Origin of the sequence: Xanthomonas sp. WHRI 6106, assembly GCF_040202405.1 — a bacterium.
GTDB lineage: Bacteria > Pseudomonadota > Gammaproteobacteria > Xanthomonadales > Xanthomonadaceae > Xanthomonas > Xanthomonas cannabis.
The window spans coordinates 227,715-253,570 of sequence record NZ_JBEGFC010000003.1 but is presented as its reverse complement, the minus strand read 5'-3'; the positions used below and the strand labels follow the sequence as shown (position 1 = coordinate 253,570).

Genomic DNA, 25,856 nt, shown 5'->3' with positions numbered 1-25,856 from the left:
CTCTTCGGTCCGCATGAGCCTGTTCCGCCAAGGCAGCCAGTTCATCCTCATTGGCGCGCTGCAGTTGGCGGTGGATTGCGGCATCTTCATCGCGGCCACCGCCGCCGGCATGCCTGCGGTGCCGGCCAATCTGCTCGGGCGCATCAGCGGTGCGGTGCTCGGCTTCTGGCTCAACGGCCGCTACACCTTTGCCCGGCAAGGCGATGCACGCCTTGGCTGGCAGCGTTTCCGACGCTTTGCGGTGATGTGGCTGGCGCTGACGCTGATCAGCACCTGGCTGCTGTCGGTCACCGTCGATCTGGTCGGCCTGCGTCAGGCCTGGCTGGCCAAACCGCTGGTCGAAGGCGGGCTGGCAATCGTGTCGTTCTTTTTGGGCCGGCACGTGGTGTATCGCTGAGGCCAGGCAAGCGATCGTAGCGACCGGGCGCATCAGACACTCCGCGCCGGCGCGACCTGTCCTGCACAGTGCGCCGGCCTTCGCCTGGGGAGCGCTGGCGAACAGCCGCCATGCGACAGGCATGTCGTCCAAACCCCCGCTTTTCCCGTCGCAGACGCCCGCGCAGCGGCGCCCCCGGACCTCAGGCTGACGACCGCGCACGAACCGGCTTCGCCGTCGTTGAATGCTATTGCTAAACAACCGTGGCACCCACAGGTCGCAGAACCACGCGGCCAATCGCTGACCGCGCGGTTATCCGCCTGACCGCAGATACGGTCACTCGTTCCCGCACACGCTGCAAGCGCATAGACCCACACACGCACTGAATCGTCTGCTCGCCTGCATCAAGCCCATCGCGCCGAATTGCCGCCCGCTAGGTCTTGTTGCCCACCTGCTGGCAGAAGTCGCCCAGGCTGCGCACCAGTGCCGCGCGATGCAGTGCGTCCAGCTGCCATTGCGCGGCATAGCGCGCAGCCACGCGCGCGGTGTCGGTCGGGCACTCCCGCGCCGCGCGTGCGGGACCTGCGGCGGCCAGTGCATCGAGCAACTCGCCTTGCAGCTGGTCCAGCCGTGCGCGCAACGCAGCCAGATCCGGCCGGGCCATATCCGGCGCGCGGCCGCGCTCGTGCCAGCGATTCAGCAGTGCATATTGCACCGCCTTGTTGGCCTCGATCTGCGCGGCAAAAAAACGCACCGCATCATCGGGCTCCAGCCCATGGTGGGACGCCTGATCGCGCACGCTCAGCAACACTGCGGCTTCGCGCGTCTGGTCCAGTACCGGCTTGCCGCTGTCCCACTTGCTCAACGCCACGGCATCGCCGATGGCATTGCGCGCCACGATGCGGTCCAGCAGCGGATCCAGCGACGGCTGGCTGCGCGCCGGCCATGCGCACCCCAGCAGTGCGGCTGTCAGCATGCCGGTCATGACGTAACGACGGAAACCATCCACCCAGTGGGTCATGTAACGATCCTCCACGACAGGTCGCCTGCGGCGATGACGCGCCAGCGTCAACCAATGCACACAAACCGTCGTAACGGCGCATCCCGCATCGCACCACGGCGCAAGCGCGCAGTGTGCCTGTTACCCACAGAACATGGCGTGCTGTCCCGCAACCGCGGCTCCAGAAACGAAAACGCCGACACGAAGGTCGGCGTTTGCAGTCCACACCTGGGTGCGGCAGTACACGGGCGTCGCGTTGCCTGACCCTTGACAGGCCAGGCAAGCGCTCAGTGCTTGAGATTACGGCGCAGGCGTTCGAGCGCCTGCAACTGCACCGTCGCCTCGGCCAGCTGACGCTGCGCCTGGGCCACGTCCACCGTGTCGCCACGGTTGGCCAGCAGCCGCTCGGCTTCTTCCTTGACCTTGCGGACGGCGGCCTCGTCGATGTCCTGCGCACGCACCGCGGTGTCGACCAGCACGGTCACCACCTGCGGCTGCACTTCCAGGATGCCGCCGGAAATGGCGAAGTCCAGCTGTTCGCCACTGGCGGTGGTGACCACCACCTTGCCCGGCTTCAGGCGGGTGATCAGCGGTGCGTGCTTGGGCGCAATGCCCAGCTCGCCCAGCTCGCCGGTAGCCACGACCAGCGTCGCCTCACCGTGGAAGATCTCCTTCTCGGCGCTGACGATGTCGCAACGGATAGTGCTCATGGTGGATGCCTCACGTTGTGAGGCGGAGATTGGGGATTGGGGATTCGGGATTGGCAACCGCAGCTTTCACCATGGCCACTCATCTCGTTTCCGCACCCCGCCCACCGCCTTACCTAATCCCGAATCCCGAATGCCAAATCCCGGCTCTTACGCCTTGGCGCTCATCTTGTTGGCTTTCTCGACCGCTTCTTCGATGCTGCCGACCATGTAGAACGCCTGCTCCGGCAGGTGGTCGTATTCGCCGTCGCAGATCGCCTTGAAGCCGCGGATGGTGTCCTTCAACGAGACGTACTTGCCCGGCGAGCCGGTGAACACTTCGGCCACGTGGAAGGGCTGGCTGAAGAAGCGCTCGATCTTGCGTGCGCGCGACACCGACTGCTTGTCTTCTTCGCTCAGCTCGTCCATGCCCAGGATCGCGATGATGTCCTTCAGTTCCTTGTACTTCTGCAAGGTCTGCTGGACGCGCTGGGCGGTGTCGTAATGCTCGTGACCGATCACCAGCGGATCCATCTGGCGGCTGGTGGAGTCCAGCGGATCCACCGCCGGGTAGATACCCAACGATGCGATGTTACGGCTCAGCGTGACCGTCGAGTCCAAGTGGGCGAAGGTGGTCGCCGGCGACGGGTCGGTCAGGTCGTCCGCAGGCACGTACACGGCCTGGATCGAGGTGATCGAACCGCTCTTGGTCGAGGTGATGCGCTCCTGCAGCACGCCCATTTCTTCGGCCAGGGTCGGCTGGTAACCCACGGCCGACGGCATGCGGCCGAGCAGTGCGGACACTTCGGTACCGGCCAGCGTGTAGCGGTAGATGTTGTCCACGAACAGCAGCACGTCCTTGCCCTTGCCGTTTTCGTCCTTCTCGTCGCGGAAGTACTCGGCCATGGTCAGGCCGGTCAGCGCAACGCGCAGACGGTTGCCCGGCGGCTCGTTCATCTGGCCGTACACCATCGCGACCTTGTCCAGGACGTTGGAGTCCTTCATCTCGTGGTAGAAGTCGTTGCCCTCGCGGGTACGCTCGCCCACGCCGGCAAACACGGACAAGCCACTGTGCGCCTTGGCGATGTTGTTGATCAGTTCCATCATGTTGACGGTCTTGCCGACGCCGGCGCCGCCGAACAGGCCGACCTTGCCGCCCTTGGCGAACGGGCACATCAGGTCGATGACCTTGATGCCGGTTTCCAGCAATTCGGTGCTGGACGACTGGTCTTCATACGACGGTGCGCCGCGATGGATTTCCCAGTGATCCGAGGCCTGCACGTCGCCGGCTTCGTCGATCGGGCGACCCAGCACGTCCATGATGCGGCCCAGCGTACCGGCACCGACCGGCACCGAAATGGCGCGTTCGGTGTTGGTGGCGACCAGGTTGCGCTTCAGGCCGTCGGTGGAGCCCAGCGCAATCGTGCGCACGACGCCGTCGCCCAGCTGCTGCTGCACTTCCAGGGTGATTTCGGTGCCGTCGACCTTGAGCGCGTGATACACCTTCGGCACTTCATTACGCGGGAATTCGACGTCGACGACCGCGCCGATGATCTGAACGATCTTGCCCTGACTCATTTGGATAACTCCACTAATGTCTGTTCGATTCTGGTGTCGGGAATGGGGAATCGAGAATGGGGAATGGGAAGATCAAGAGCACCGACGGCCTTGCCTATTCCCGTTTCCCGATTCTCCATTCCCGGCTACACAGCGGCCGCGCCGCTGACGATTTCCGAAATTTCCTGGGTGATCGCCGCCTGGCGCGCCTTGTTGTAGACCAGTTGCAAGGTGCCGATCATCTTGTTGGCGTTGTCGCTGGCGGCCTTCATCGCCACCATGCGTGCGGCATGTTCAGAGGCCACGTTTTCCAGCACCGCCTGGTACACCAGCGACTCGATGTAACGCGTCATCACGTGCTCCAGCACGGTGGCGGCATCGGGTTCGTACAGGTAGTCCCAATCGTGCTGCGCCACCTTGTGTTCGGCGGCCGGCAGCGGCAGCAGCTGATCGAAACTGGCCTTCTGCGTCATGGTATTCACGAAACGGTTGTAGACCAGGTACACGCGATCCACACGGCCCTCGATGAAGGCATCGATCATCACCTTGATCACGCCGATCAGCTGTTCCACCTGCGGGCTGTCGCCCAGGTGGGTCACGCTGCCGACCATGTTGACCTTGATGCGACGGAAGAACGCCGAGGCCTTCTGGCCGATGGTCACCACGTCGACCTCGGCGCCCTTGTCCTGCCACGGGCGCACTTCGCCCAGCATCTTGCGGAACAGGTTGTTGTTCAGACCGCCGGCCAGGCCGCGGTCGGAAGAGATCACGATGTAGCCGACCCGCTTGACCTGCTCACGCTCGACCAGGAACGGATGCTGGAAATCGGTGCTGGCCTGCGCCAGATGCCCGATCACCTGCTTCATCGCCTGCGCATACGGACGCGAGGTCTTCATGCGGTCCTGCGCCTTGCGGATCTTGGAGGCCGAGACCATTTCGAGCGCGCGCGTCACCTTGCGGGTGTTCTGCACGCTCTTGATCTTGGTTTTGATTTCGCGTCCGCCTGCCATTGCTCGCTCGCTTCGCTCGTGGGAATCGGGAATCGGGATTCGGGAATGGCCGAAGCCTCCCACGTCCCGCACCACGACTTCCGAATACCTAATTTGGAGATTCGAAACGATGGTCGAGGATCAATAGACCTCGATCCACCGTTCTTACAAATCCCGAATGCCCAATCCCAAATCCCGGCTACTGACTTACCAGGTGCCCGTGGTCTTGAACTCTGCGATGCCCTTCTTGAACGCCGCTTCGATGTCGTTGTCCCAACCGCCGGTGCTGTTGATCTTGCTGATCAACTCGCCCTGGGTGTTGGCGAAATGCGCGTGCAGGCCTTCTTCGAACGCCAGCAGCTTGTTGACCGGCACGTCATCGAGATAACCCTCGTTGACGGCATAGATCGACAGCGCCTGGTTGGCGATGGACATCGGCGCGTACTGCTTCTGCTTCATCAGCTCGGTGACGCGCTGGCCGCGCTCAAGCTGCTTGCGGGTGGCTTCGTCCAGGTCCGAGGCGAACTGCGCGAACGCAGCCAGCTCGCGGTACTGCGCCAGCGAGATACGGATGCCGCCGGACAGCTTCTTGATGATCTTGGTCTGGGCCGCACCACCGACGCGTGACACCGAGATACCGGCGTTCACGGCCGGACGGATACCGGCGTTGAACAGGTCGGTTTCCAGGAAGATCTGGCCGTCGGTGATCGAGATCACGTTGGTCGGCACGAACGCGGAGACGTCGCCAGCCTGCGTTTCGATGATCGGCAGCGCGGTCAGCGAGCCGGTCTTGCCGGTCACCGCACCGTTGGTGAACTTCTCCACGTATTCCTCGGACACGCGCGCAGCGCGCTCGAGCAGGCGGGAGTGCAGATAGAACACGTCGCCCGGGTAGGCTTCGCGACCCGGCGGGCGCTTGAGCAGCAGCGAGATCTGGCGGTAGGCCACGGCCTGCTTGGACAGATCGTCGTACACGATCAATGCGTCTTCGCCGCGGTCCATGAAGTATTCGCCCATGGTGCAGCCGGCATACGGGCTGATGTACTGCATCGCGGCCGATTCGGACGCGGTCGCAGCCACCACCACGGTGTGCGCCAGCGCGCCGTTCTCTTCCAGCTTGCGCACGATGTTGGCAACGGTCGAGGCCTTCTGGCCGATCGCTACGTACACGCACTTGATGCCGGTGCCCTTCTGGTTGATCACCGCGTCGATCGCCAGCGCGGTCTTGCCGGTCTGGCGGTCACCGATGACCAGCTCGCGCTGGCCACGGCCGATCGGGATCATCGCATCGACCGACTTGTAACCGGTCTGCACCGGCTGGTCGACCGACTTGCGCCAGATCACGCCGGGCGCCACGCGCTCCACCGGTGCGGTCTGGGTGGCCCCCAGCGGGCCCTTGCCGTCGATCGGCTCGCCCAGTGCGTTGACCACGCGACCCAGCAGTTCCGGACCCACCGGCACTTCCAGGATGCGGCCGGTGGTCTTGGCCACGTCGCCTTCGCGCAGGCTTTCGTAATCGCCCAGCACCACGGCGCCGACCGAATCGCGCTCCAGGTTCAGTGCAAGCGCAAACGTGTTGTTCGGCAGTTCGATCATTTCGCCCTGCATCACATCGGCCAGGCCGAAGATGCGAACGATGCCGTCGGACACGCTGGTCACGGAGCCTTCGTTGCGCGACTCCGCGGACAGCTTGACCGTCTCGATGCGGGTCTTGATCAGGTCGCTGATTTCGGAGGGGTTGAGCGTGGTTGCCATCGTTCAGTCCTAGGTGCCGGCCGCGAGGGCCATGCGTTTATGTGAATTCAGTGGGCGAGCGAGCTTTGCAGACGCGCAAGCTTGCCCTTCAGCGAGCCGTCGATGACCACGTCGCCGGTGTCGATCACCGCGCCGCCGATCAGCGACGCATCCACCGCGGTGGTGATGTCCACCTCGCGGCCGAAACGCTTCTTCAGCGCGACGGCAATCGTGTCCAGCTCGGCCGGGCTCATTTCGGTGGCCGAGGTCACGGTCGCCTTGACGACGTGTTCGGCTTCGGCGCGCAGCTGTTCGTACAGCCCCGCTACTTCCGGCAGCAGCGACAGCCGCTGCGCATCGGCCAGCAGGCCGAGGAAGCGCAGATAGTCTTCGCCTGCCTGCGGTGGCGCCAGCAACGTTACCGCCTGTTCCTGGCCCAGGGCCGGGTTGAGCAGCAGCGCAGCCACGCGCGGATCGCCAGCCACCTGCGCCGAAAACGCCAGCGCATCGGACCAGGGCGCGAATGTGCCGCCCTCACGCGCGATCGCAAACGCGGCACGGCCGTAGGGACGGGCAAGTGTGAGGGCCTGACTCATCGCTTAAATCTCCGCCGCCAGCTCGTCGAGCAGCGCCTTGTGGGCGTTGGCGTCGATTTCGCGCTTGAGCAGCTTTTCTGCACCGCTGACGGCCAGCACCGAGACCTGCCTGCGCAGTTCTTCGCGGGCACGGGTGGCGGATGCGTCGATTTCGGTCTGGGCAAGATCCTTCTGACGGTTGGCTTCGGCGATTGCCTCCAGCTTGGCCGCTTCGATGATCTGGTTGGCGCGCGCATGGGCCTGATCGATGATCTCGTTGGCCTTGGTGCGTGCGTCCTTCAATGCTTCGTTGACCTTTTCCTGCGCCTGCGCCAGATCCTTCTGACTGCGATCGGCCGCAGCCAGACCTTCAGCGATCTTTTGCTGACGCTCTTCGATCGCCTGCAACAGCGGCGGCCAGATTTTGGTCGCGACGATCCAGATCAGACCGGCGAAGGCCAACGCCTGGGCAAAGATGGTAAGGGTGATATCCATGGGTCGCTCAATCGCTGTTTAGGGGTGAAAGCGCCGCCGCACGGGCGACGCTTTCCGACCTTCATCCGCGGAGGCAACCGCGCGCGGCTGCCTCCACATCCTGCTACCGCTGGATCAGCCGGCGGCCTGCGACAGACGCTCGATGAACACCTGGGCCAGCGGGTTGGCGAAGGCGAACAGCAGGCCGACAGCGACGCTGATGATGAACGCGGCGTCGATCAGGCCGGCGGTGATGAACATACGCACCTGCAGCACCGGGATCAGTTCCGGCTGGCGCGCAGCCGATTCCAGGAACTTGCCAGCCATGATGGCCAGACCGAGGCCGGCACCCAGCGCGGCCAGGCCGATCATGATGCCGACGGCGAGGACGGTGGAGCTCTGGACTTGAGCGAGGTTGGTCAGGACGGCGAGGTACATGGTGATCTCCGAACGAAAGTTTCTAAGGGTGATGGATGAAGCGGAATGAAGCAGATGAAGGGGTGACGCAAACTCAGTGACTGTCTTCAGCCAGGCTCAGATACACGATCGACAGCATCATGAAAATGAAGGCCTGCAGCGGAATCACCAACAGGTGGAACAGCATCCAGCCGAGGCCGAATGCGCCGCCAGCGACCATGCCGGCGATGCCCGCACCGCCCAGCACCCAGATCAGCAGGAAGACGATCTCGCCGCCGAACATGTTGCCGAACAGTCGCATCGCCAACGAAATCGGCTTGCTCAGCCACTCGACGATGTTCAAGAGCAGGTTGAACGGCATCATCCACTTGCCGAACGGCGCCGTGAGGAATTCCTTGGTCATGCCGCCCACGCCCTTGGAGCGCAGCGAGAACACGATCATCAGGAAGAACACGCTGATCGACATGCCCAAGGTGGCATTGACGTCGGCGGTGGGTACCGGCTTCCAGGCATGGATACCGGCCCAGCCCAGCGGAATGGCGATGAAATCTGCCGGAATCATCTTGATGAGGTTCATCAACAGGATCCAGAAGAAGATGGTGATCGCGATCGGCGTCACCAGCTTGCTGCTGCCGTGATAGGTGTCCTTGGCCTGGCGGTCGACGAACTCCAGGCAGATTTCCACGAATGCCTGCCACTTGCCCGGCACACCGGCAGTGGCATTGCGGGTCGCCGTCCAGAATGCCAGCACCATCACCAGGCCCATCAACACGGCCATGACCAGGGTGTCGACGTGGATGGTCCAAAACGTGCCGCCACCCTCGCGAACCGGATAAATTAGGTTCTGCAAGTGGTGCTGGATATAGGAGGTAGGGGTTGCTGCCTCGCCCGCCATGTGTCTGGAGCCCTTTAAGTTCGAATCAACGTCTGGCCAGGGCCAGAACCTGAAAAATCAACCCGATGGCGATACCCGCCAACAGAGCCAGAGGAGGCAGCCGCCACAGGGCAAAGCCCAGCGACAACGCCGCAAATACCAACACCCACTTCAGCACCATCGCCAGCACCAACCGCACCATGGCGATACCGGCTGCCTGGATGCCGCCACCGAGCGCGGTGCGTGCCGCCACCCAACCACCCAGCACCGTCGCAAACCCGGTCAATGCCAGACCGGCAGAGTAACGGGGACCGACCAACAGCAACCCCAGACTGGTTATAGCTACGGCGGCAAGCGGATATACCGCAGCGCGCAGCATCAACCGCCGACCCGCGTCAACGGAGTTCAGCACTACGGTTACCTTACGTGTGAATGAGTGGGAAGCGCAGTTGCGCCTCGTCGAGCCGCGAAAGTATAGCAATGGGACAAATTGCGAGACAACCGGCAAAGGTCATTCGTTGTTGCGATGCACCATGTGGCGATGGCGGCGACGGGTGGGAACTTTGCCACAAACCGACGGTCATAACCGGCGAGGCCTGCACATCCTCGTCGAAAGGTCGCGCCGCAGGCCGCGTCTGGGGGCCCCGGGAAACCGGGGCTCCTGCTTTTTACGCATTTTGTCGCACCCTGACACTTTCCCATCCGCGGTCCAATCCGCTGCGGGGCACGACCGCTCGCTTCGCCAGCGCGCGGAACGAGCATTGGCCCGGCGACATCGAGAAGTCACTGCGCAGTCTGCGCAGTCGAACGTACCGCAGGGTATGCACTGCCGCACATTTTGGGCCCATCGCGACCGGCAGCGTTTTCAGGGCTGGACAGCGGCGGCGCCTGTGCCTGTTGGCGTTGCGGACCGTTTTGTCCGATTGCTATGTGCACCTTCACGGGCATGCGACGGGTTCTTCACTTTTGGACGACGCCGCCTTATCGAACATGCGCCGCACTGGCTCAACGGCCTGACCATTCCAAGAATTCGGAGCTCCCCATGAAACACCTTCTCGCACTGGCGATCCCGTGCGTTCTGGCCGTCGGCTATGTCGCGCCCGCACACGCCGAAGATACCGACGACCGCTTCCAGCTTCGCCTCGGTGCGATGAATGTCGACAACGACAACACCATCCGTGGCAACACGCTGGTGGCTGGCAACAACGTGTCGGTCAACGAAGACTTCAAGCTCGGCGGCAAGGAATGGGAGCCGCGCGTGGATGGCGTGTTCCGCATCAGCACCCGTCAGCGCCTGATCTTCGATTACTTCAAGTACGACAAGGACCGCCGCGAGACCCTGACCCAGGATCTGAGCGCCGGTGGCGTGACCGTGCCGACCGGCAGCTTCATCAAGGGCGAGCTGAAGTACCAGGTTGCGACCCTGGTGTACGACTACTCGGTGATCGACACCCCCCAATTCAGCCTCGGCCTGCAGATCGGTGCCGAGTACGCCAAGGTCGAAGCCAATGCGTATGCCGATCTGGGCAGCGTGTTCTCCGGTGACGTACTGGACGAAAGCGAAGATGGCGCCGCGCCGGTGGTGGGTATCCGCTTTACCGCACGCCCAAGCGAGCATTGGCTGTTCAACGTGCAGGGCCAGTACCTCAACACCAGCTGGGGCGACTTCGGCGACTACGACGGTGACCTGAGCCGCGCCAACGCGATGGCCGAATACCGCTTCACCAAGAACTTCGGCATCTTCGCCGGCTACGACTGGTTCAAGCTCGACGTCGACCAGCGCGGCAGCGACGGCCTGATCGGCCTGAAGCAGGAGTTCAAGGGCCCGGTCGCAGGCGTGACGTTCGCGTTCTGATTCTTTCCGGTCCCGGGACCCGGGACCGGAAAAAGCAGCCTTATGCAGAACCCCGCAGCGATGCGGGGTTCTGTCGTTTTACGGATGCATGGCAAGTAACCGACGCGACTGCAACCCATGGCAGCAGTGGGCACACGCTCAGGGCGGCTTGGTCGCACCCGCGACCAATAGATGCCGGTGCGTGGTGCAGTAGCACTCGTCGTGCCAACCGTAGTGGGGATCGGTGCAGATCGCATGCTGCACCGTCGCCGGCAGCGACGCCACGTCGCTGCGCAAGTCGCGCTTCAGCGAAACGAACACCGAGCCCGGATGTGGCCAGTCGGCTCGCCGCGGCGGCTCGGCGATACGGTTGCCGCTGGCCAGTTCGCGCTGCAGCAGCGCCTGCAGTTCAGGACACAGATTGCCCTGCCCCATGACGACCTCCATGCGTCGACTCACCACCGCAACGACCGCACCACACGTGGCGGCGCGGCCGTGAACGGCGCTTACTTCTTCTTGGGGATGTACAGGTCGGTGATGGTGCCGTCGTAAACCTCGGCCGCCATGCCGACCGATTCGCTCAGGGTCGGATGCGCATGGATGGTGTGGCCGATGTCTTCGGATTCGGCGCCCATCTCGATGGCCAGGCCGATTTCGGCCAGCAGGTCACCGGCATGCACGCCGACGATGGCACCACCGATCACGCGATGGGTCTCTTCGTCGAAGATCAGCTTGGTGAAGCCCTCGGTGCGGCCGATGCCGATTGCACGACCACTGGCCGCCCACGGGAACTTGGCCACGCCGACCTTCAGGCCCTTGGCCTTGGCTTCGGTTTCGGTGACGCCGACCCAGGCGATTTCCGGGTTGGTGTAGGCCACCGACGGGATCACCCGCGCCACCCATTCCTTCTTCTCGCCGGCAGCCACTTCGGCGGCCAGCTTGCCTTCGTGGGTGGCCTTGTGCGCCAGCATCGGGTTACCGACGATGTCGCCGATGGCGAAGATGTGCGGCACGTTGGTGCGCATCTGCCGGTCGACCGGAATGAAGCCGCGTTCGGTGATGGTGACGCCGGCCTTCTCCGCGCCGATCTTCTTGCCGTTGGGCGTACGGCCCACGGCGACCAGCACGCGATCGTAGGCGGTGGCCTGCAGACCCGGCTTTTCGCCTTCCACCGCCGCTTCGAACGAGACGGTGATGCCGCTGGTGTCGGCCTTGACGTCGGTGGCCTTGGTCTTGAGATGGACCTCCACGCCCTGCTTCTTCAGGCGGTCGGCCAGCGGTTTGACCAGGTCCTTATCGGCGCCCGGCATCAGCTGGTCCATGAACTCGACCACGGTGACCTTGCTGCCGAGCGCGCTGTACACCGTGGCCATTTCCAGGCCGATGATGCCGCCGCCGACCACCAGCAGGGTCTTGGGAATGTCGTGCAGCTCCAGCGCGTCGGTGGAGTCCATCACGCGCTTGTCGTCCCAGGGGAAGTTGGGCAGCTTCACTGCCTGCGAGCCGGCCGCGATGATGCAGTGCTCGAAACGCAGCAGCTGGCTCTTGCCGTCGTCGCCGACGATCTCCAGCTCGTTGGGCGAGACGAAACTGGCCACACCGGTGACGGTGCGCACCTTGCGCTGCTTGGCCATGCTGGCCAGACCGCCGGTGAGCTTGCCGACCACTTTTTCCTTGTACTCGCGCAGCTTGTCCAGGGTGATCCTGGGCTGGCCGAAGTCCACGCCAAAGTCGCCGGCATGGGCGACCTCGTCGATCACCGCCGCCGCATGCAGCAGCGCCTTGGACGGAATGCAGCCCACGTTGAGGCAGACACCGCCGAGGCTGGCGTAGCGTTCGATCAGCACCGTGTCCAGACCCAGGTCGGCCGCGCGGAACGCGGCGGTGTAACCACCGGGGCCGGCGCCGAGCACCACCATCTTGCATTCGATATCGGCGGGCTTGCCGCTGGCCAGCGCCGGCTTGGGCGCTGCCGGCTCGACCGGAGCGCGATGCGACGGCGTCACCGGCGGCTTGCTGCCCGGAGCGGCGGCAGGCGCTGCAGCGGCCGGGGCCGCCTTGGTGTCGGCCTTGGCAGGCGCTGCCGGCGCGGCGGCTTCGCCTTCGGTCTCCAGCAGCAGCACGACCGCACCTTCGGAAAGGCTGTCGCCCACCTTGACCTTGAGTTCCTTGACCACACCGGCCGCCGAGGACGGCACTTCCAGCGTGGCCTTGTCCGATTCCAGCGTCACCAGGCCCTGGTCCTTGGCCACGCTGTCGCCCACGGCAACCAGCACTTCGATGACGGGGACATCGCTGTAATCGCCGATGTCGGGAACCTTGATTTCAATGACCGCCATTTGCTTCTCCTGTGGCTCAACCGGCCGTGCCGGCAAGCGTCTGCTGAAGTTCATCCAGCGACGATTCGATTTGGGTCCAGCGCTTGTCGCGCTTCTTTTCCTTGCCGTCGCTGGCTTCGATCAGCAGCGCGGCCTGTTGCAGCAGCAGCTCGCCGGCACCGCAGTTCGGGCGCGTACCGCTGTAGCGCACGCCCTCCACCTGGAACGACACCACCTCGCCCTCGGTCACCGGCGCAGTACGGCCGGTCGGCGCCAGCTGGGTGAGTGCAGCGGTCCAGTTGCTGACCAGGCGCCTGGCCAGGGCCGCCGGAATCGGGATCTCGACCGTTTCCGGGGTCTGTTCGGTACGGAACTGCACGCTGCCGCGATCGGCCTGACTGACCCAGCTGTAGACGCGCTCGTCGGCGCGGCTATGCCGCAGGGTCCAGTCGGCGCCGTCCTTGCCCGGCACCAGCGACACGCCGCTCTCCACCCCACGTGTGGGCAGGGTCAGCAACGACAAGGCCGGCTTGCTGGCGCCATCGAGCAGCGTGGTCACCGCAGTGCCGTAGTTGCCCACTGCCGGCGGCCAGCCGCGCCCGAGCGTGCTGTCGCACTCGCGCGCCACGGCACAGGTCCACGGCAACGCGCCAAGCAGAGCGATCGTCAGCAGCGCAGGCTTCACAGCAGGACGCGACGCATGTCGGCCAGCACCTGGCTGAGGTAGGTGGTGAAGCGGGCCGCCAGCGCGCCGTCGATGACGCGGTGGTCGTAGCTCAGCGACAACGGCAGCATCAGCTTGGGCGAGAAGTCCTTGCCGTTCCAGACCGGCTGCATCGCCGACTTGGACACGCCCAGGATCGCCACTTCCGGCGCATTGATGATGGGCGTGAACGCGGTGCCGCCGATGCCGCCGAGCGAGCTGATCGAGAAGCAGCCGCCGCTCATGTCGGCCGGGCCCAGCTTGCCGTCGCGCGCCTTCTTGGCCAGCTCGCCGCTTTCCTGGGCGATCTGCAACACGCCCTTCTTGTCGACGTCGCGGATCACCGGCACCACCAGGCCGTTCGGCGTATCGGCCGCAAACCCGATGTGGAAGTACTTCTTCAGGGTGAGGTTTTCACCGGCCGCATCCAGAGAGGCGTTGAACTCGGGGAACTTCTTCAGCGCTGCGGCGCTGGCCTTGACCAGGAAGGCGAGCATGGTGAGCTTGATGCCGGCCTTCTCGTTTTCCTTGTTGAGGGCAACGCGCAGGGCTTCCAGGTCGGTGATGTCGGCCGATTCGAACTGGGTGACGTGCGGAATCATGGCCCAGTTGCGCGCCAGGTTGGCACCGGAAATCTTCTTGATGCGCGACAGCGGCTGGGTTTCGGTTTCGCCGAACTTGCTGAAGTCCACCTTCGGCCAGGCCAGCAGGTTCAGGCCGTTGCCACCACCGGCCGGTGCGGCACCGGATGCGGCAGGTGCGCCGCCGCTGAGTGCGGCCTTGACGAAGCGCTGCACGTCCTCACGGGTGATGCGACCGCCCTTTTCGCTGCCCTTGATCTGGCCCAGGTCCACGCCGAGTTCACGTGCAAACACGCGCACCACCGGGCTGGCATACGGCACCTTGGAGGGCAACACGCTGTCGGCATCGAAGGTCACCGGCGGGCTGCTCGGGTTGCCGGCCGACTGGCCGCCCTGCGCGGCACCGGCCGGCTGCGACGGGCCGCTGGAACGGGCACCCTGCACCTGCGCGATTTCGCGCTGGGCCAGCTTGTCTGGCTCCGCAGAGACGGCGACCGGCTCGACCTTGCCCGCCGTCTCGGCGGTGTCGGTGGTGGGCTTGGCCGGGGACTGCGCCGCACCGGCGCCGCCATCGCTGGCGGCGATGATCGCCACCACATTGCCCTGCGACAGGGTGTCGCCGACCTTGACCTTGAGCTCCTTCACCACGCCCGCGGCCGAGGACGGCACTTCCATCGTGGCCTTGTCCGACTCCAGCGTGACCAGGCTCTGGTCCTTGGCAACGGTGTCGCCCACGGCGACCAGCACTTCGATCACCGGAATGTCGGTGTAGTCGCCGATGTCGGGCACGGTGGCCTCGATCAGGCCGCCTTCCGAACCGGCCGCCGGTGCAGCCGGCTCGGCCTTGGCGGCAGGTGCCGGCGCCGCAGCGGGTGCGGCTTTGGCGGGCGCGGCGGCGGGGGCCGGCTTGGCGGCGGTATCTGCGCCGGCATCGGCCACTTCGATCAACGCCACCAGGGCGCCCTGCGACAGCGAATCGCCGACCTTGACCTTGATCTCCTTGACCACGCCGGCCACCGACGAGGGTACTTCCATCGTGGCCTTGTCCGATTCCAGCGTGACCAGGCTCTGGTCCTTGCTGACCGTATCGCCGACGGACACCAGCACCTCGATTACCGGGACGTCGCTGTAGTCACCGATATCGGGGACAAGTGCTTCCTTGATTTCGGCCATACGGGGAACTCCGGCAACAGATGGGGAAACCCCTATTGTGGCCGGCTGCGGGCCGCAGCGCCAACCATTGCCGCGGAAAAAATCGCGCGCCCGGCAGGATGCAGCGTCCGCGCGCGCACCTGTACGCTCATTTCGACATGCGCAGATCCACCCGCAACAGCTGCAGTAGCTCGCCCGAGGGCAAACGATACGCCAGCGCATTGTCCAGCGCATCGAGGGCGTCGACCCGTGTGCACAGCTGCTGCGCGCGAGGCCGCAATGCACGTGCCTGCGGCTCGACCATGCGCTCGATGCGCGCTTGCAGGCCATCGAGCGAGCGCAGCTGCGCGTCGTTTCCGGTCAGTGCCGACTGCATCCGCGGCGAGCACATCGCCGATCAGCTGGCAGCAGCTCGGCAACCAGCGCACCGATCTCCTGGTCGATATCGATGGGCGTGAGCTGGCGCTTGCTGAAGCTTTGCGTCAACCGCAGGTCCAGCTTCTCGCTCCCCGTGTGCTGCCTGCACTGTCCCGCCGCTGCCTCCGCTGCAGCTGTGCCAGAGGCTGGCGTGACTGATGGCGACAGCCGCCGTACCTGCCCGGTCTGTGTGTTGCACCGATTGCACACCAGCGGCGATACGCTGGCGTGTGGCTTACCTCAGCGCATCACGCACGGGCTGCCATGCCTGACACAGGCGAGGCAACGACCAGGCAGCATTGGCCGGGCTGGTGGAAGGCAAGGCCAGCATCGACACCGCGCGCGCCTGTTCCGGGAGCAGCGGGTGCACATGCCGCTGCCAGGCCTTGGCGGCGGCAGCGCCGTTGCAGGCCACCAGCCGCAGTTGCGGCAACGTGGACAGCATCGTGGGCAGCGGGTTGATCACGATGCTGTCGGCAACGATGGCGGTGTCCAGGCTGCCGGGGCGCACGCACTGGCCGATCACGTCCCACAGACCGAGCCCGCCGTGGAGCAGTGCCTGCATGCGCAAGGCATAGGGAACGGCCGCATCGATGCCCAACAGGGCATGCATGACAGGCCAGAACCGATTACGCGGATGCGCGTAGTAGCGACCAGCATCCAGCGAGGCGATGCCGGGCATCGAGCCGAGCACCAGCACACGACAATCGTTACGAACGTGCGCTGGCAAGCCCTCACATGTGCCGTTTTTCGTCACGGCACTCGCATCTGCGTGAATGTCTTCTTCTGCCTGCATCGTGCAACCACGGCCTTCTTGGGAACGTTCCTGAACAAACGAAATTTTAGCGAGCCGCAGGTAGGCGTGGATTCAGATTTTTAGGAATAGTTTTGGCGCGGCCCACTCCACGGGCCTAACAACAAGACGAGGAGATCCTCATGCGTTCCATTTCCATCCTGAGCCTGGCTGCTGTATCTGCACTTGCGATTGCACCGTCCGCGTTCGCGCAGGACGCCACCTATTCCAGTGACACCTCCTCGACTTCTTCCACTGCTGAAACTGCCTCCGGCAAGCATTGGGCCGTGGTCGGTGGCGTGGCACTGCTGAACCCGAAGAACGATCCGGCTCCGGGCCTGGACGTCGATGGCGGCCCGGCACCGACGCTGAGCGCCAGCTACTACATCAACGACAACTGGGCCGTTGAACTGTGGGGCGCTGCCGACAAGTTCAACCACCGCGTCAACGCCGATGGCGTGGGCAAGGTCGGTACCGTCGAGCAGCAGCCGATCGCCATCAGCGGCCAATACCACTTCGGCGAAGCCGACAACGTGTTCCGTCCGTTCGTGGGCGTGGGCTACTACGAGTCGAACTTCAGCAACGAGAAGATCGACGCGGCCTCGCCGAGCGGCCAGCACGTCGGCGTGGATACCGCCAAGGGCGTGATCGGCACCGTCGGTGTGGACATGAACATCAACTCCACCTGGTTCGCACGCGCCGACGCCCGCTACATGCGTTCGCGTCCGGAACTGCGCGTTGGCGGCCAGGGCACCGGCAGCGAGCTGGAACTGGATCCGTGGACCGTCGGCTTCGGCATCGGCGCGCGCTTCTAAGCACGCACCTGCCGTACGCAATGTGTCAGTTGACGAAAGACGGGCCGCAAGGCCCGTTTTTTGTGCGCGTCGCTTGCGCGTTGCGCGGGTCGCGGTACCTGCCCCGCGCGTTGGCTTGGCCGGTGGCGACATCGGGGTGCCCAGGCGGCGGGTGACCGGTGCGCAGCTCGCCCATCAGCGCACGGGCGATGGCCACGGCAACGCCGCAGGAGAGTTGATCGTCGCGCAGGCAGTGGAGCGTGGCGCTGCCTTCAACGCCAGTAGACGCTGCCGCGCAGGCGCGCGGTGCGCCACCGCCACCACAACAGGGTGGCGTAGGCCAGCGCGTAGCCGAGCAGCACGCCGGCTGCGCCGAGCAGGCTGGCGTGGCTGAGCCAGCCGTCCACCGGCCACGTGGCGCCCTGCCAGGTACTGCGCCAGCCCTGCACCATCCCGGCGATCACCCGCACCACCACCAGCGCCGTCAAGCCCAGCACCAGCCACAGATTCGGCCGATAGAACAGGCCCTGCGCGGTGCGCTCGAAGCGGGTCAGGCGCAAGGCCAGCACGCCCAGCGCCAGCCCGCAGGCCCATCCGAACGCGGCATGGCTGATCGCGCCGGGCCAGAACGCGGCGGCGATCAGGGTAAACACCACGAACAGCGCGCTGGATAGCCCGGCCGAAACCAGGTTGACCATCAGCAGCCAGCCCCGTGCCTGCCGGCGTGCGGTGCCGACCCGGAAGCGCTGCAGCAGCGACAACGGAAACAGCACTGCGAATACCGCCAACGCAATGATCACGGCCAGTGGAATGGCAAGCAGCAGGGGCATCGAAGGCACGGCCTGGACAAAGAAGCCGACCACGCTACTACGCCTGCGTCAGGTGCGCGTGTTCGCCTGCCAGCCGATGTGTGGCTGCGCCCGCATGTGGGCAGACGCAGGCATGGTGCGTGTTGCTCAGAACGCAGGCAGTACCGCGCCCTTGTACTTCTGCTCGATGAAGGCCTTCACTTCCGGGCTGGTCAGCGCCTTGGCCAGTTTCTGCACGCGCGGATCGTCCTTGTTGTCCGCTCGCGCCACCAGGAAGTTGACGTAGGGCGACTCCTTGCTTTCGATCGCCAGGGCATCGCGGGTCGGATTGAGCCCGGCATCCAGCGCGTAGTTGGTGTTGATCAGCGCCAGGTCGACCTGATCCAGCACGCGCGGCAGCATTGCCGAATCCAGCTCGCGGAATTTGAGCTGCTTGGGGTTGTCGACGATATCCCGCTGGGTCGACAGCGCATTGCTCGGGTCCTTGAGTTTGATCACGCCGGCCTTGTCGAGCAGGATCAGCGCGCGGCTGTTGTTGCTGGGGTCGTTGGGGATCACCACATCGGCGCCGGTGGGCAGGTCGGCCAGCGCCTTGAAGCGGCGCGAGTACGCACCGAACGGCTCGATATGCACGCCGACCACGGTCACCAGCTGGCTCTTGCGGTCGCGGTTGTACGCGTCCAGGTAGGGCTCGGTCTGGAAATAATTGACGTCGATCTGCTTCTGCACGACCTGGTCGTTGGGCTGCACGTAGTCGTTGAACACGCGCACGTCCAGTGTCAGGCCTTGCTTGGCCAGCAGCGGTTCGACCACTTCCAGGATCTCGGCATGCGGCACCGCCGTGGCCGCCACGGTGAGGGTGTCGCCGCCACTGCTGCCGCCGGTGCCACCGCAGGACGCCAACGCCAGCGTGGCCGCAGCCAGGAGGGAACGAAACGCGAATGTGCTCATGTAGGGATCCGTGGGAGGAGGAGTGCGGAAAGGCCGCAGACGTTAAACCTAGCAGACCGTGGCGGCGGCGGCGATGCAGCGCGCCGCCGCCACGCACAGCGCACGACGCCATCACGACGCCATGCAGACAGGCGCGCGCATTGCTCCACCGCGGCCAGCGCGGCCATGGCCAGGGCGCACGACCAGCGTCCGCCGCCCCGCCCCTGCCTTGCGCGGCTCAGCGCCGGCTGTAGTGCGCCACCAGGCGGTCGCCCAGCATCTGCAGCAGCTGCACCAGCACCAGCAGGGCGATGACGGTGATCAGCGCCACATCCGCATGCGAGCGCATGTAGCCCTCGCGGTAGGCCACATCGCCCAGCCCGCCGGAACCGATCGCACCGCCCATGGCCGTGAAGCCGATCAGCGCGATGGTGGTGACGGTGGCGCCAGCGATCAGGCCGGGGCGCGCCTCGGGCAGCAGCACCCGCAGCACCAGCTGGCGGGTGGTGGCGCCCATCGCCTGGCTGGCTTCGATGATGCCGCGGTCCACCTCGCGCAGTGCCGTTTCCACCAGGCGCGCATAGAACGGCGCGGCACCGACCACCAGCGGCAGGATCGCGCCGCGCACGCCCAGCGAGGTGCCCATCAGCATCAGCGTGAGCGGAATCATCGCGATCATCAGGATGATGAAAGGCACCGAGCGCAGCAGGTTGATCACCAGCGCCAGCGCGCCGTACAGCACCGGACGGCGGCGCAGCTGCGGCGCGCCGCACAGAAACAGCGCCACGCCCAGCGGCAGGCCGATCAGCAAGGTCAGCGGCAACGCGCCGGCCAGCATCAGCAAGGTGTCCAGGGTCGCCTGCCCGATGTCGCCCCACTTGGCGGCATCGAGATTGCGGAAGAAGCCGCCGGCAGCGGCAACGATCGGGTTCATACGCGCAGATCCTCCACATGCACGCCGGCGGCGACGAAGCCGGCGCGTGCAGCGTTCTGGTCGCCGCCGGTCAGCGCGACGACGAGCTGACCGTAGGGCGTGTCCTTGATGCGATCCACGCGCCCGGACAGGATGTTGTAGTCCACTCCGGTCTCGCGGGCGATGCGGCCCAGCACGGGTTCATAGGTGCCGTTGCCCAGGAAGGTGAGCCGCACGATACGCCCGCCGACCGCGGCGAAATCGCGGTGCAGTTCGGCTTCGTCCACATGCTCGGCTTCGGACACGAAGCGCCGGGTGGTGGCGTGTTTGGGGTGCAAAAAGACCTCGGTGACCGGACCGGTTTCCACCAGATGGCCCGCATCCAGCACGGCCACGCGGTCGCAGACGCGGCGGATCACGTCCATTTCGTGGGTGATCAGCACGATGGTCAGGCCCAGCTCGCGGTTGATCTGCGCCAGCAGCTGCAGCACCGATGCGGTGGTCTGCGGGTCCAGTGCGCTGGTGGCCTCGTCGCACAGCAGGATCTGTGGCCGGGTGGCCAGCGCGCGCGCAATGCCGACGCGCTGCTTCTGCCCGCCGGACAGTTGTGCCGGATACTTGTTGGCGTGGTCCTGCAGGCCCACCCGGGCCAGCAGCTCGGCCACCCGCGCATCGATCTCCGCGCGCGGCGTGCCGGCCAGTTCCAGCGGAAAGGCCACGTTGCCGGCCACGGTGCGTGAGGACAGCAGATTGAAGTGCTGGAAGATCATGCCGATGCGCCGGCGCAGGGCGCGCAGGCCCTGGCTGTCCAGCGCGGTGACGTCTTCGTCGCCGATCAGCAGGCGGCCGCCGCTAGGTTCTTCCAGCCGGTTGATCAGCCGGATCAGGGTGGATTTGCCGGCACCGGAATGGCCGATGATGCCGAACACCTCGCCGGGGCCGATCCGCAGATCGAGCGGATGCAGCGCCACGATGTGGCGACCGTCAACGGAATAGGACTTGTGCAGGCGCTGAAACTGGATCACCGCGCGTGGCCGATTGGGGGGTCGTGAAGCCTAACAGTCAATGTTCACTGCTGGGAGTCGGGATTGGGGATTGGGGATTCGTAAAAGCAACCGGCGCCCCGTTGTTGCCAATCCCGAATGCCGAATCCCGAATCCCCAACTACGGCCTATCCAGCGGCGGCAGCCTGTCGGCCTGCCGTATGCGCTCGCGCCGCAACAAATACAGCCCGCTGGCGACGATGATGCCGGCGCCGGTCCAGGTCCAGCCGTCGGGCAGGGTCTGCCACAGCAGCCAGTCCCAGCCGATCACCCAGACCAGGCCGGTGTATTCCAGCGGTGCGATCATCGAGGCTTCGCCGCGCAGGAAGGCCTGGGTCAGCGCGATCTGCCCCAGCGCCCCGGCCAGGCCCATGCCGGCGATCAGCCAGCCGTGGCGCGGCTGCAGCGGCACCCAGTCGGGGATGGCCAGCAGCCCGGCGCCGATCGCCATGAACAGCAGAAACCACACCACCATCGCCTGCGGGGTGTCGGTGCGGGTCAGCAGGCTCACCGTGACCGCGGCGATGGCATAGGCGGTGGCCGCCAGCAGCACCATCAGGCCGGGCAGCGAGATCAGCCCGTCCACGCCCGGGCGCAGCACCACGATCACCCCGACCAGGCCGATGCCGATCGCCGTCCAGCGCCGCGGCCCGACGTGTTCGCCCAGCAGCGGCACCGACAACGCCGCCACCAGCAATGGCGCCACGAAGTACAGCGTGTAGGCGGTGGACAGCGGCATGCGCTTCAGGCCGTAGACGAAGCAGCCGATCATCACCATGCCCAGCACCCCGCGCAGCAGATGCAGGCCCCAGCGCACCGGCACGATCGAGCGCGGCCCGGCCGTGGCGAACACCCACACCAGCACGAACGGCAACGAGGCCGCGCCCCGCAGCAAGGTGACCTGCAATGGCGGGTAATGGGCCGACAGCAGCTTCATTCCCGCATCCATCAGCGAGAAGCAGGCCACGGCGGCCACCATCCAGGCGATGGCGGGGAGCGGAGAACGGGTGGTGGGCATGGCCGCATTATCGCCGCCGCGCCCCATCGACCGCCACGCGCCGGTGACGGGCAGCCCGGTGCGATGCCCTAGAATGGCCGCTGTTTTCAGACAGCAGGAGCTTTGCATGCCTTCCTTCGACGTGGTGTCCGAAGTCGACAAGCACGAACTGACCAATGCGGTGGACCAGGCCAACCGTGAACTGGACACACGTTTCGACTTCAAGGGAGTCGAGGCCAGGTTCGAGCTGGAAGACGGCAAGGTGATCAACCAGTCCGCACCCAGCGATTTCCAGGTCAAGCAGATGACCGACATCCTGCGCGCGCGGCTGCTGGCCCGCGGCATCGACATCCGCTGCCTGGAGTTTGGCGATGTGGAAACCAACCTGGCCGGCGCGCGGCAGAAGGTCACCGTCAAGCAGGGCATCGAGCAGAAGCAGGCCAAGCAGCTGGTGGCCAAGTTGAAGGAGGCCAAGCTGAAGGTCGAAGCGCAGATCAATGGCGACAAGCTGCGCGTGACCGGCAAGAAGCGCGACGACCTGCAGGACGCCATCGCACTGCTGAAAAAGGCCGATTTCGAGCTGCCGCTGCAGTTCGACAACTTCCGCGACTGAGCGCGGCGGGCATGCCGGTGAACGCGTCGAGCCGCCAGGCCATGCCCATGGTTGACGTCGGTCGCGTGACGGCGCACCGCCCCTGCCCGCCGCAGGCAGCGTGCGGCAACGCACGCTGCATCGGGCCGCTGGTCTGGTAGCCCGATGCGCGCGCTGCTCGGCCGTCTGTTGAATCGCCTGCGCGTCGCCCCACAGACGGGCGTGGCTGTCGCGAGCGGGGGGCAGGCGGCCGCCGTCCAGGCACAGCCCCGCATCGAAGCCGGCTCCACGCTGCACGCCATGGCCGGCCTTGACCCGGTGGCGGCGGCGTCCTTTGCCGATGCCTTCGCGGTGGAGATCGACCATGCCATCGCACGCTGCACGCTCGGCCAGGCCGCCACCAGCCGGCAGCAGGCGCTGGAGCAGATCCATGCGTTGAAGAACACGATCTCGCTGACCGGCTCGCAGCAACTGCTCAGGGCCTGCGACCAGCTGCGCCGCGACGTGGAGCGCGACGCCCTGAGCGACACGCTTGCGCACCGCTTCACCGCGGTGGCGACCGCCGCTGGTCTACTGGTCAGGCACTACCGGCGCACCCTTCCCCTCGACGACGCGAAACCTCATGCGTAGTACTTCCCACCGCGCTGCGCCCGGCCTGATTCCGGCGGCCAGGCAATTGCGCAACGACAGGCTCGTGCAGCTGCTCGAGTCGTTCCTGGAATACCGGGCCTGCGTGGGCCGCGTGATCGTGCAGACCATCGTGATGCTGTGGTGCCTGGGCTGGCTGTACGGTCCGCAGCCGGTACTGGTGAAAGACGCGCACAACGTCTTTCTCACCGCGGTGCTGCTGTGGGTGGTGGCGGTGGCATGGATGGTGGTGGTGCGCAGCAAACGCATTGCGCCGGGCGAATGGATGGATGCCTTCGGCTTTGCGATGAGCCTGCTGTTCATCGGCATCCAGACCTCGCAGGCCTTCATCCTGCTGATGTCGTTGAACGCATTCCTGCCCTTCATCACCATCGCTGCCGTAGCGCGCTACGGGCAGTGCGCGATGGTCCCGGTGCTGCTGAGCACCTTCGTGCTGATGCTGCTGACCGCGCCCACCGGCTACTGGCTGTCGCGGCCTGCGTACTTTGTGTATGCGGTGGCGCTCAGCATGGTGCTGCCGTTCCTGGTGGCCCGCATCGTGATTGCGATGCAGGAAGTGGCGCTGCAGGCGCTGGCCTCGCGCGATGCGCAAAGCCGCTTCATCAGCACCATGAACCACGAGCTGCGCACGCCGTTGAATGCGGTCATCAATTGCGCGCAGCTGATCGACACCCAGCGCATGCCGGCCGACCAGCGCGACCTGATGCAGGCGGTGACGGTCAACGCCACGGCGCTGCGCCATCGCGTCAACGAGGTGCTGGACGTGGCCAGCATCGACGGTGGACGGCTGCAGCTGCACAGCAAGCCAGTGAGCCTGCTGGACGTGCTGACAACGGTCAAGGCGGTGTGCGCGACCGCCGCGTCCACCAAGGGCGTGTCGCTGGGCGTGCGCCTGGAGGCTGCGCAGCCGCCGCACGTGCTGGGCGACGAGGGCCGCATCGAGCAGGTGATCAGCAACCTGGTCATCAACGCGATCAAGTTCACTCCGACCGGCGGCGCGGTCGAGCTGCTGGTGGACGCCACCCTGGCGCACGCGCGCTGGACCATCGAGGTGACCGTCACCGATACCGGCATCGGCGTGCCCGACGACAAGAAGGCCTACATCTTTACGCCGTTCACCCAGCTCAGCACCGGCTTCAATCGCGTCGAGGGCGGTGTGGGGCTGGGCTTGTACATCGCCTTGTCGGTGTCCGATGCGATGGGCGGCAGCCTGACGGTGAGCGACAACCCCGCCGGTGGCAGTATCTTCCGCTGGATCTTCGAATTGCCTGCCACCGCCGCCGAGGGCAGCCGCACGCTGGACCTGCGCGATGCGCTGGCGCAGCACGCACAGACGGTGCCATCGTTGCACTGCCTGGTGTTCGAGGACCTGGATACCAACCGCCTGGTGATCGGCAACCTGCTGACCCGCGCCGGGCATCGCGTGAGTTTCCATGTCGATGGCACCGATGCGGTGCAACGCATCGCACAGGCCGCACCCGACATCGTGTTTCTGGATCTGCACATGCCCGGCACCTCCGGCTGGGATGCGCTGGGGCAGGCACGCGATGCGATCGCCACGCTGCCGCCGATCATCGTGCTGACTGCCGACACGCGTACCGACTCCATGCGCGAGGCGTCCGCTGCCGGCGTGGCCGGATACCTGTCCAAACCGATCAACGCGCACGAACTGCTCGCGCTGCTTGCCCGCCATGCCCACCGACCACCGCACTGAACTGAAACCGGGGAATGCGGCGCGCCGGCACTGGCGCACCGCCGCGCAGGCGCGCACCCCGCTGGCGCTGCTCTACCTGCACGGGTTTTCCGCAAGCCCGGGCGAAGCCGGCACGCTACCCGAGCAGATGGCCGATGCGCTGCAGGCCAACTGCTGCGTGCATCGCTGGCCCCGGCACGGGCACAGCGCAGCGGACGCGATGCACGGGCTCACCACAGCGGCCTTGCAGGCGTCGGCGGTGGAGGCGCTTGCGCAGGCGCAGCGCATGGGCGAACGGGTAGCGATCGTGGGCTCGTCGATGGGCGGCACGCTGGGCCTGTGGCTGGCCGCGCAGCATCCGGCGCACATCGCGGCCGTGGTCGCGTGGTCGCCCGGCGTGCAGCCTGCCAACCCGGGCTTTCTCGATCGGCTATGCGCTGCGGAGGTGCCGGTGACCGACCCGTACCCGCGCACGGCGGCGGCACTGGCGTATTGGTCAGACACCATCCACCCGGACGGTTTTCGTGCATTGCGCGGCCTGTTCCACGCGGTGACCGCTGCGCCGCCGTGGCCGCAGGTGCGCTGCCCGGTGTTGCTTGGCTATTACCGCGCGCCCAACGGCGACGAAGATCAGATCGCCTCGGTGCCGGCAATGCTGGCCATGTTCGAGGCGCTGGGCACGCCGCCTTCGCACAAGCAGGCGATGGCATTCGATGCGGGCGCGCATGCGATCGGATCGCCGCACAAGACGCCGCTGGCCGACCACGTCGCACAGGTGTCGGTGGAATTTCTGCGTACGCAGGTGGGCGCAGCTCCGGGCGATGCGAGGCATGACGAGCCCAGCAGCGCAAGCAAGCCCTGAGCTTCGCGCAGGCGCTGGAGCATTGCCGCCCGCAGCGCCGCTTGCGTCTGCCGGGTCATTCGCCGTGGATGGATGCGCCGCTGCGCCCACAGCGA

The 25,856-nt window shown here is 65.7% G+C and carries 27 protein-coding genes and 1 pseudogene; 7 read left to right on the top strand and 21 right to left on the bottom strand.

Features of this window, described 5'->3' with window-relative positions; all coding sequences use genetic code 11:
• Nucleotides 1–13 precede the first annotated feature (13 nt).
• A complete protein-coding gene (locus ABQZ09_RS06770) occupies nucleotides 14–397 on the top strand; it encodes a GtrA family protein (RefSeq protein WP_047692945.1) in 384 nt (127 codons plus the stop codon).
• A gap of 412 nt (nucleotides 398–809) precedes the next feature.
• On the opposite strand, the gene ABQZ09_RS06765 is transcribed toward ABQZ09_RS06770, so the two are convergent.
• The 10 genes from ABQZ09_RS06765 to ABQZ09_RS06720 all read right to left on the bottom strand — a co-directional run bounded on the left by ABQZ09_RS06765 (nucleotide 810) and on the right by ABQZ09_RS06720 (nucleotide 9,094).
• On the bottom strand, nucleotides 810–1,397 hold the full coding sequence (locus ABQZ09_RS06765; protein WP_349776454.1) for a chorismate mutase: 588 nt from the start codon (nucleotides 1,395–1,397) through the stop codon (nucleotides 810–812).
• Nucleotides 1,398–1,663: 266 nt separating this feature from the next.
• On the bottom strand, nucleotides 1,664–2,086 hold the full coding sequence (locus tag ABQZ09_RS06760) for a F0F1 ATP synthase subunit epsilon (RefSeq protein WP_005992065.1): 423 nt from the start codon (nucleotides 2,084–2,086) through the stop codon (nucleotides 1,664–1,666).
• A gap of 147 nt (nucleotides 2,087–2,233) precedes the next feature.
• Nucleotides 2,234–3,640: a F0F1 ATP synthase subunit beta gene (gene atpD, locus ABQZ09_RS06755; RefSeq protein WP_047693886.1), complete on the bottom strand. Its 1,407-nt coding sequence runs from the start codon at nucleotides 3,638–3,640 to the stop codon at nucleotides 2,234–2,236.
• A gap of 125 nt (nucleotides 3,641–3,765) precedes the next feature.
• Nucleotides 3,766–4,629, bottom strand: a complete 864-nt coding sequence (gene atpG / locus ABQZ09_RS06750; protein ID WP_047693887.1) for a F0F1 ATP synthase subunit gamma — start codon at nucleotides 4,627–4,629, stop codon at nucleotides 3,766–3,768.
• A 186-nt stretch (nucleotides 4,630–4,815) separates the two neighbouring features.
• Complete coding sequence (atpA, locus tag ABQZ09_RS06745; RefSeq protein WP_047693888.1) at nucleotides 4,816–6,363, bottom strand: F0F1 ATP synthase subunit alpha; 1,548 nt, start codon at nucleotides 6,361–6,363, stop codon at nucleotides 4,816–4,818.
• 47 nt (nucleotides 6,364–6,410) lie between these two features.
• Complete coding sequence (locus ABQZ09_RS06740) at nucleotides 6,411–6,938, bottom strand: F0F1 ATP synthase subunit delta (RefSeq protein ID WP_039409206.1); 528 nt, start codon at nucleotides 6,936–6,938, stop codon at nucleotides 6,411–6,413.
• Between the two features lie 3 nt (nucleotides 6,939–6,941).
• Nucleotides 6,942–7,412, bottom strand: a complete 471-nt coding sequence (locus tag ABQZ09_RS06735; RefSeq protein WP_039409208.1) for a F0F1 ATP synthase subunit B — start codon at nucleotides 7,410–7,412, stop codon at nucleotides 6,942–6,944.
• 114 nt (nucleotides 7,413–7,526) lie between these two features.
• On the bottom strand, nucleotides 7,527–7,829 hold the full coding sequence (gene atpE / locus ABQZ09_RS06730; RefSeq protein ID WP_002814105.1) for a F0F1 ATP synthase subunit C: 303 nt from the start codon (nucleotides 7,827–7,829) through the stop codon (nucleotides 7,527–7,529).
• A 73-nt stretch (nucleotides 7,830–7,902) separates the two neighbouring features.
• Nucleotides 7,903–8,703 (bottom strand): F0F1 ATP synthase subunit A, encoded by an 801-nt coding sequence (gene atpB / locus ABQZ09_RS06725; protein WP_047693890.1) that lies wholly within the window; start codon nucleotides 8,701–8,703, stop codon nucleotides 7,903–7,905.
• Between the two features lie 25 nt (nucleotides 8,704–8,728).
• Nucleotides 8,729–9,094, bottom strand: coding sequence for a hypothetical protein (locus tag ABQZ09_RS06720; RefSeq protein ID WP_074059361.1), 366 nt, complete (start codon nucleotides 9,092–9,094; stop codon nucleotides 8,729–8,731).
• Nucleotides 9,095–9,724: 630 nt separating this feature from the next.
• On the opposite strand from ABQZ09_RS06720, the gene ABQZ09_RS06715 reads away from it, so the two are divergent.
• Nucleotides 9,725–10,537, top strand: a complete 813-nt coding sequence (locus ABQZ09_RS06715; protein ID WP_349776453.1) for a porin family protein — start codon at nucleotides 9,725–9,727, stop codon at nucleotides 10,535–10,537.
• Nucleotides 10,538–10,675: 138 nt separating this feature from the next.
• On the opposite strand, the gene ABQZ09_RS06710 is transcribed toward ABQZ09_RS06715, so the two are convergent.
• From ABQZ09_RS06710 to ABQZ09_RS06685, 6 genes and pseudogenes are all read right to left on the bottom strand, one after another.
• On the bottom strand, nucleotides 10,676–10,963 hold the full coding sequence (locus ABQZ09_RS06710; RefSeq protein ID WP_349776452.1) for a hypothetical protein: 288 nt from the start codon (nucleotides 10,961–10,963) through the stop codon (nucleotides 10,676–10,678).
• A 59-nt stretch (nucleotides 10,964–11,022) separates the two neighbouring features.
• A complete protein-coding gene (gene lpdA / locus ABQZ09_RS06705; protein WP_349776451.1) occupies nucleotides 11,023–12,855 on the bottom strand; it encodes a dihydrolipoyl dehydrogenase in 1,833 nt (610 codons plus the stop codon).
• Between the two features lie 16 nt (nucleotides 12,856–12,871).
• Nucleotides 12,872–13,519 carry a hypothetical protein gene (locus ABQZ09_RS06700; protein WP_166749340.1) on the bottom strand — a complete coding sequence of 216 codons (648 nt, stop codon included), beginning with the start codon at nucleotides 13,517–13,519 and terminating at the stop codon, nucleotides 12,872–12,874.
• On the bottom strand, nucleotides 13,516–15,291 hold the full coding sequence (locus tag ABQZ09_RS06695; protein ID WP_349776450.1) for a dihydrolipoyllysine-residue acetyltransferase: 1,776 nt from the start codon (nucleotides 15,289–15,291) through the stop codon (nucleotides 13,516–13,518). Before ABQZ09_RS06695 ends, ABQZ09_RS06700 begins: the two co-directional genes overlap by 4 nt.
• Before the next feature lie 127 nt (nucleotides 15,292–15,418).
• Nucleotides 15,419–15,825, bottom strand: a pseudogene (locus ABQZ09_RS06690) (DUF2884 family protein); the annotation flags it as partial.
• Between the two features lie 97 nt (nucleotides 15,826–15,922).
• Nucleotides 15,923–16,483, bottom strand: coding sequence for a DNA-deoxyinosine glycosylase (locus ABQZ09_RS06685; RefSeq protein WP_349776449.1), 561 nt, complete (start codon nucleotides 16,481–16,483; stop codon nucleotides 15,923–15,925).
• Nucleotides 16,484–16,623: 140 nt separating this feature from the next.
• On the opposite strand from ABQZ09_RS06685, the gene ABQZ09_RS06680 reads away from it, so the two are divergent.
• Nucleotides 16,624–17,295, top strand: coding sequence for an OmpW/AlkL family protein (locus ABQZ09_RS06680; protein ID WP_349776448.1), 672 nt, complete (start codon nucleotides 16,624–16,626; stop codon nucleotides 17,293–17,295).
• A 251-nt stretch (nucleotides 17,296–17,546) separates the two neighbouring features.
• Here ABQZ09_RS06680 and ABQZ09_RS06675 read toward each other — a convergent pair whose 3' ends face one another.
• The 5 genes from ABQZ09_RS06675 to ABQZ09_RS06655 all read right to left on the bottom strand — a co-directional run bounded on the left by ABQZ09_RS06675 (nucleotide 17,547) and on the right by ABQZ09_RS06655 (nucleotide 21,987).
• Entirely contained in the window at nucleotides 17,547–18,104 is a 558-nt protein-coding gene (locus tag ABQZ09_RS06675) for a CcdC protein domain-containing protein (protein ID WP_166749343.1), read from the bottom strand.
• Between the two features lie 126 nt (nucleotides 18,105–18,230).
• On the bottom strand, nucleotides 18,231–19,034 hold the full coding sequence (locus ABQZ09_RS06670) for a MetQ/NlpA family ABC transporter substrate-binding protein (protein ID WP_039409234.1): 804 nt from the start codon (nucleotides 19,032–19,034) through the stop codon (nucleotides 18,231–18,233).
• Between the two features lie 217 nt (nucleotides 19,035–19,251).
• Nucleotides 19,252–19,947 carry a methionine ABC transporter permease gene (locus tag ABQZ09_RS06665; protein WP_039564295.1) on the bottom strand — a complete coding sequence of 232 codons (696 nt, stop codon included), beginning with the start codon at nucleotides 19,945–19,947 and terminating at the stop codon, nucleotides 19,252–19,254.
• A complete protein-coding gene (locus ABQZ09_RS06660) occupies nucleotides 19,944–20,951 on the bottom strand; it encodes a methionine ABC transporter ATP-binding protein (RefSeq protein WP_184555856.1) in 1,008 nt (335 codons plus the stop codon). The genes ABQZ09_RS06665 and ABQZ09_RS06660 overlap by 4 nt, the downstream gene beginning before the upstream one ends.
• A 139-nt stretch (nucleotides 20,952–21,090) precedes the next feature.
• The gene (locus ABQZ09_RS06655; RefSeq protein WP_039409252.1) at nucleotides 21,091–21,987 is read right to left on the bottom strand and encodes a DMT family transporter; all 897 of its coding nucleotides are present in this window, start codon (nucleotides 21,985–21,987) and stop codon (nucleotides 21,091–21,093) included.
• 106 nt (nucleotides 21,988–22,093) lie between these two features.
• Here ABQZ09_RS06655 and ABQZ09_RS06650 point away from each other — a divergent pair, with 106 nt between their 5' ends.
• From ABQZ09_RS06650 to ABQZ09_RS06635, 4 genes are all read left to right on the top strand, one after another.
• A complete protein-coding gene (locus ABQZ09_RS06650; RefSeq protein ID WP_039409242.1) occupies nucleotides 22,094–22,579 on the top strand; it encodes a YajQ family cyclic di-GMP-binding protein in 486 nt (161 codons plus the stop codon).
• 144 nt (nucleotides 22,580–22,723) lie between these two features.
• Nucleotides 22,724–23,188: a hypothetical protein gene (locus tag ABQZ09_RS06645; RefSeq protein WP_349776447.1), complete on the top strand. Its 465-nt coding sequence runs from the start codon at nucleotides 22,724–22,726 to the stop codon at nucleotides 23,186–23,188.
• Nucleotides 23,181–24,920 (top strand): ATP-binding response regulator, encoded by a 1,740-nt coding sequence (locus tag ABQZ09_RS06640; RefSeq protein ID WP_349776446.1) that lies wholly within the window; start codon nucleotides 23,181–23,183, stop codon nucleotides 24,918–24,920. Before ABQZ09_RS06645 ends, ABQZ09_RS06640 begins: the two co-directional genes overlap by 8 nt.
• On the top strand, nucleotides 24,898–25,761 hold the full coding sequence (locus ABQZ09_RS06635) for an alpha/beta hydrolase (protein WP_349776445.1): 864 nt from the start codon (nucleotides 24,898–24,900) through the stop codon (nucleotides 25,759–25,761). Before ABQZ09_RS06640 ends, ABQZ09_RS06635 begins: the two co-directional genes overlap by 23 nt.
• The last annotated feature ends 95 nt before the right edge of the window (nucleotides 25,762–25,856 follow it).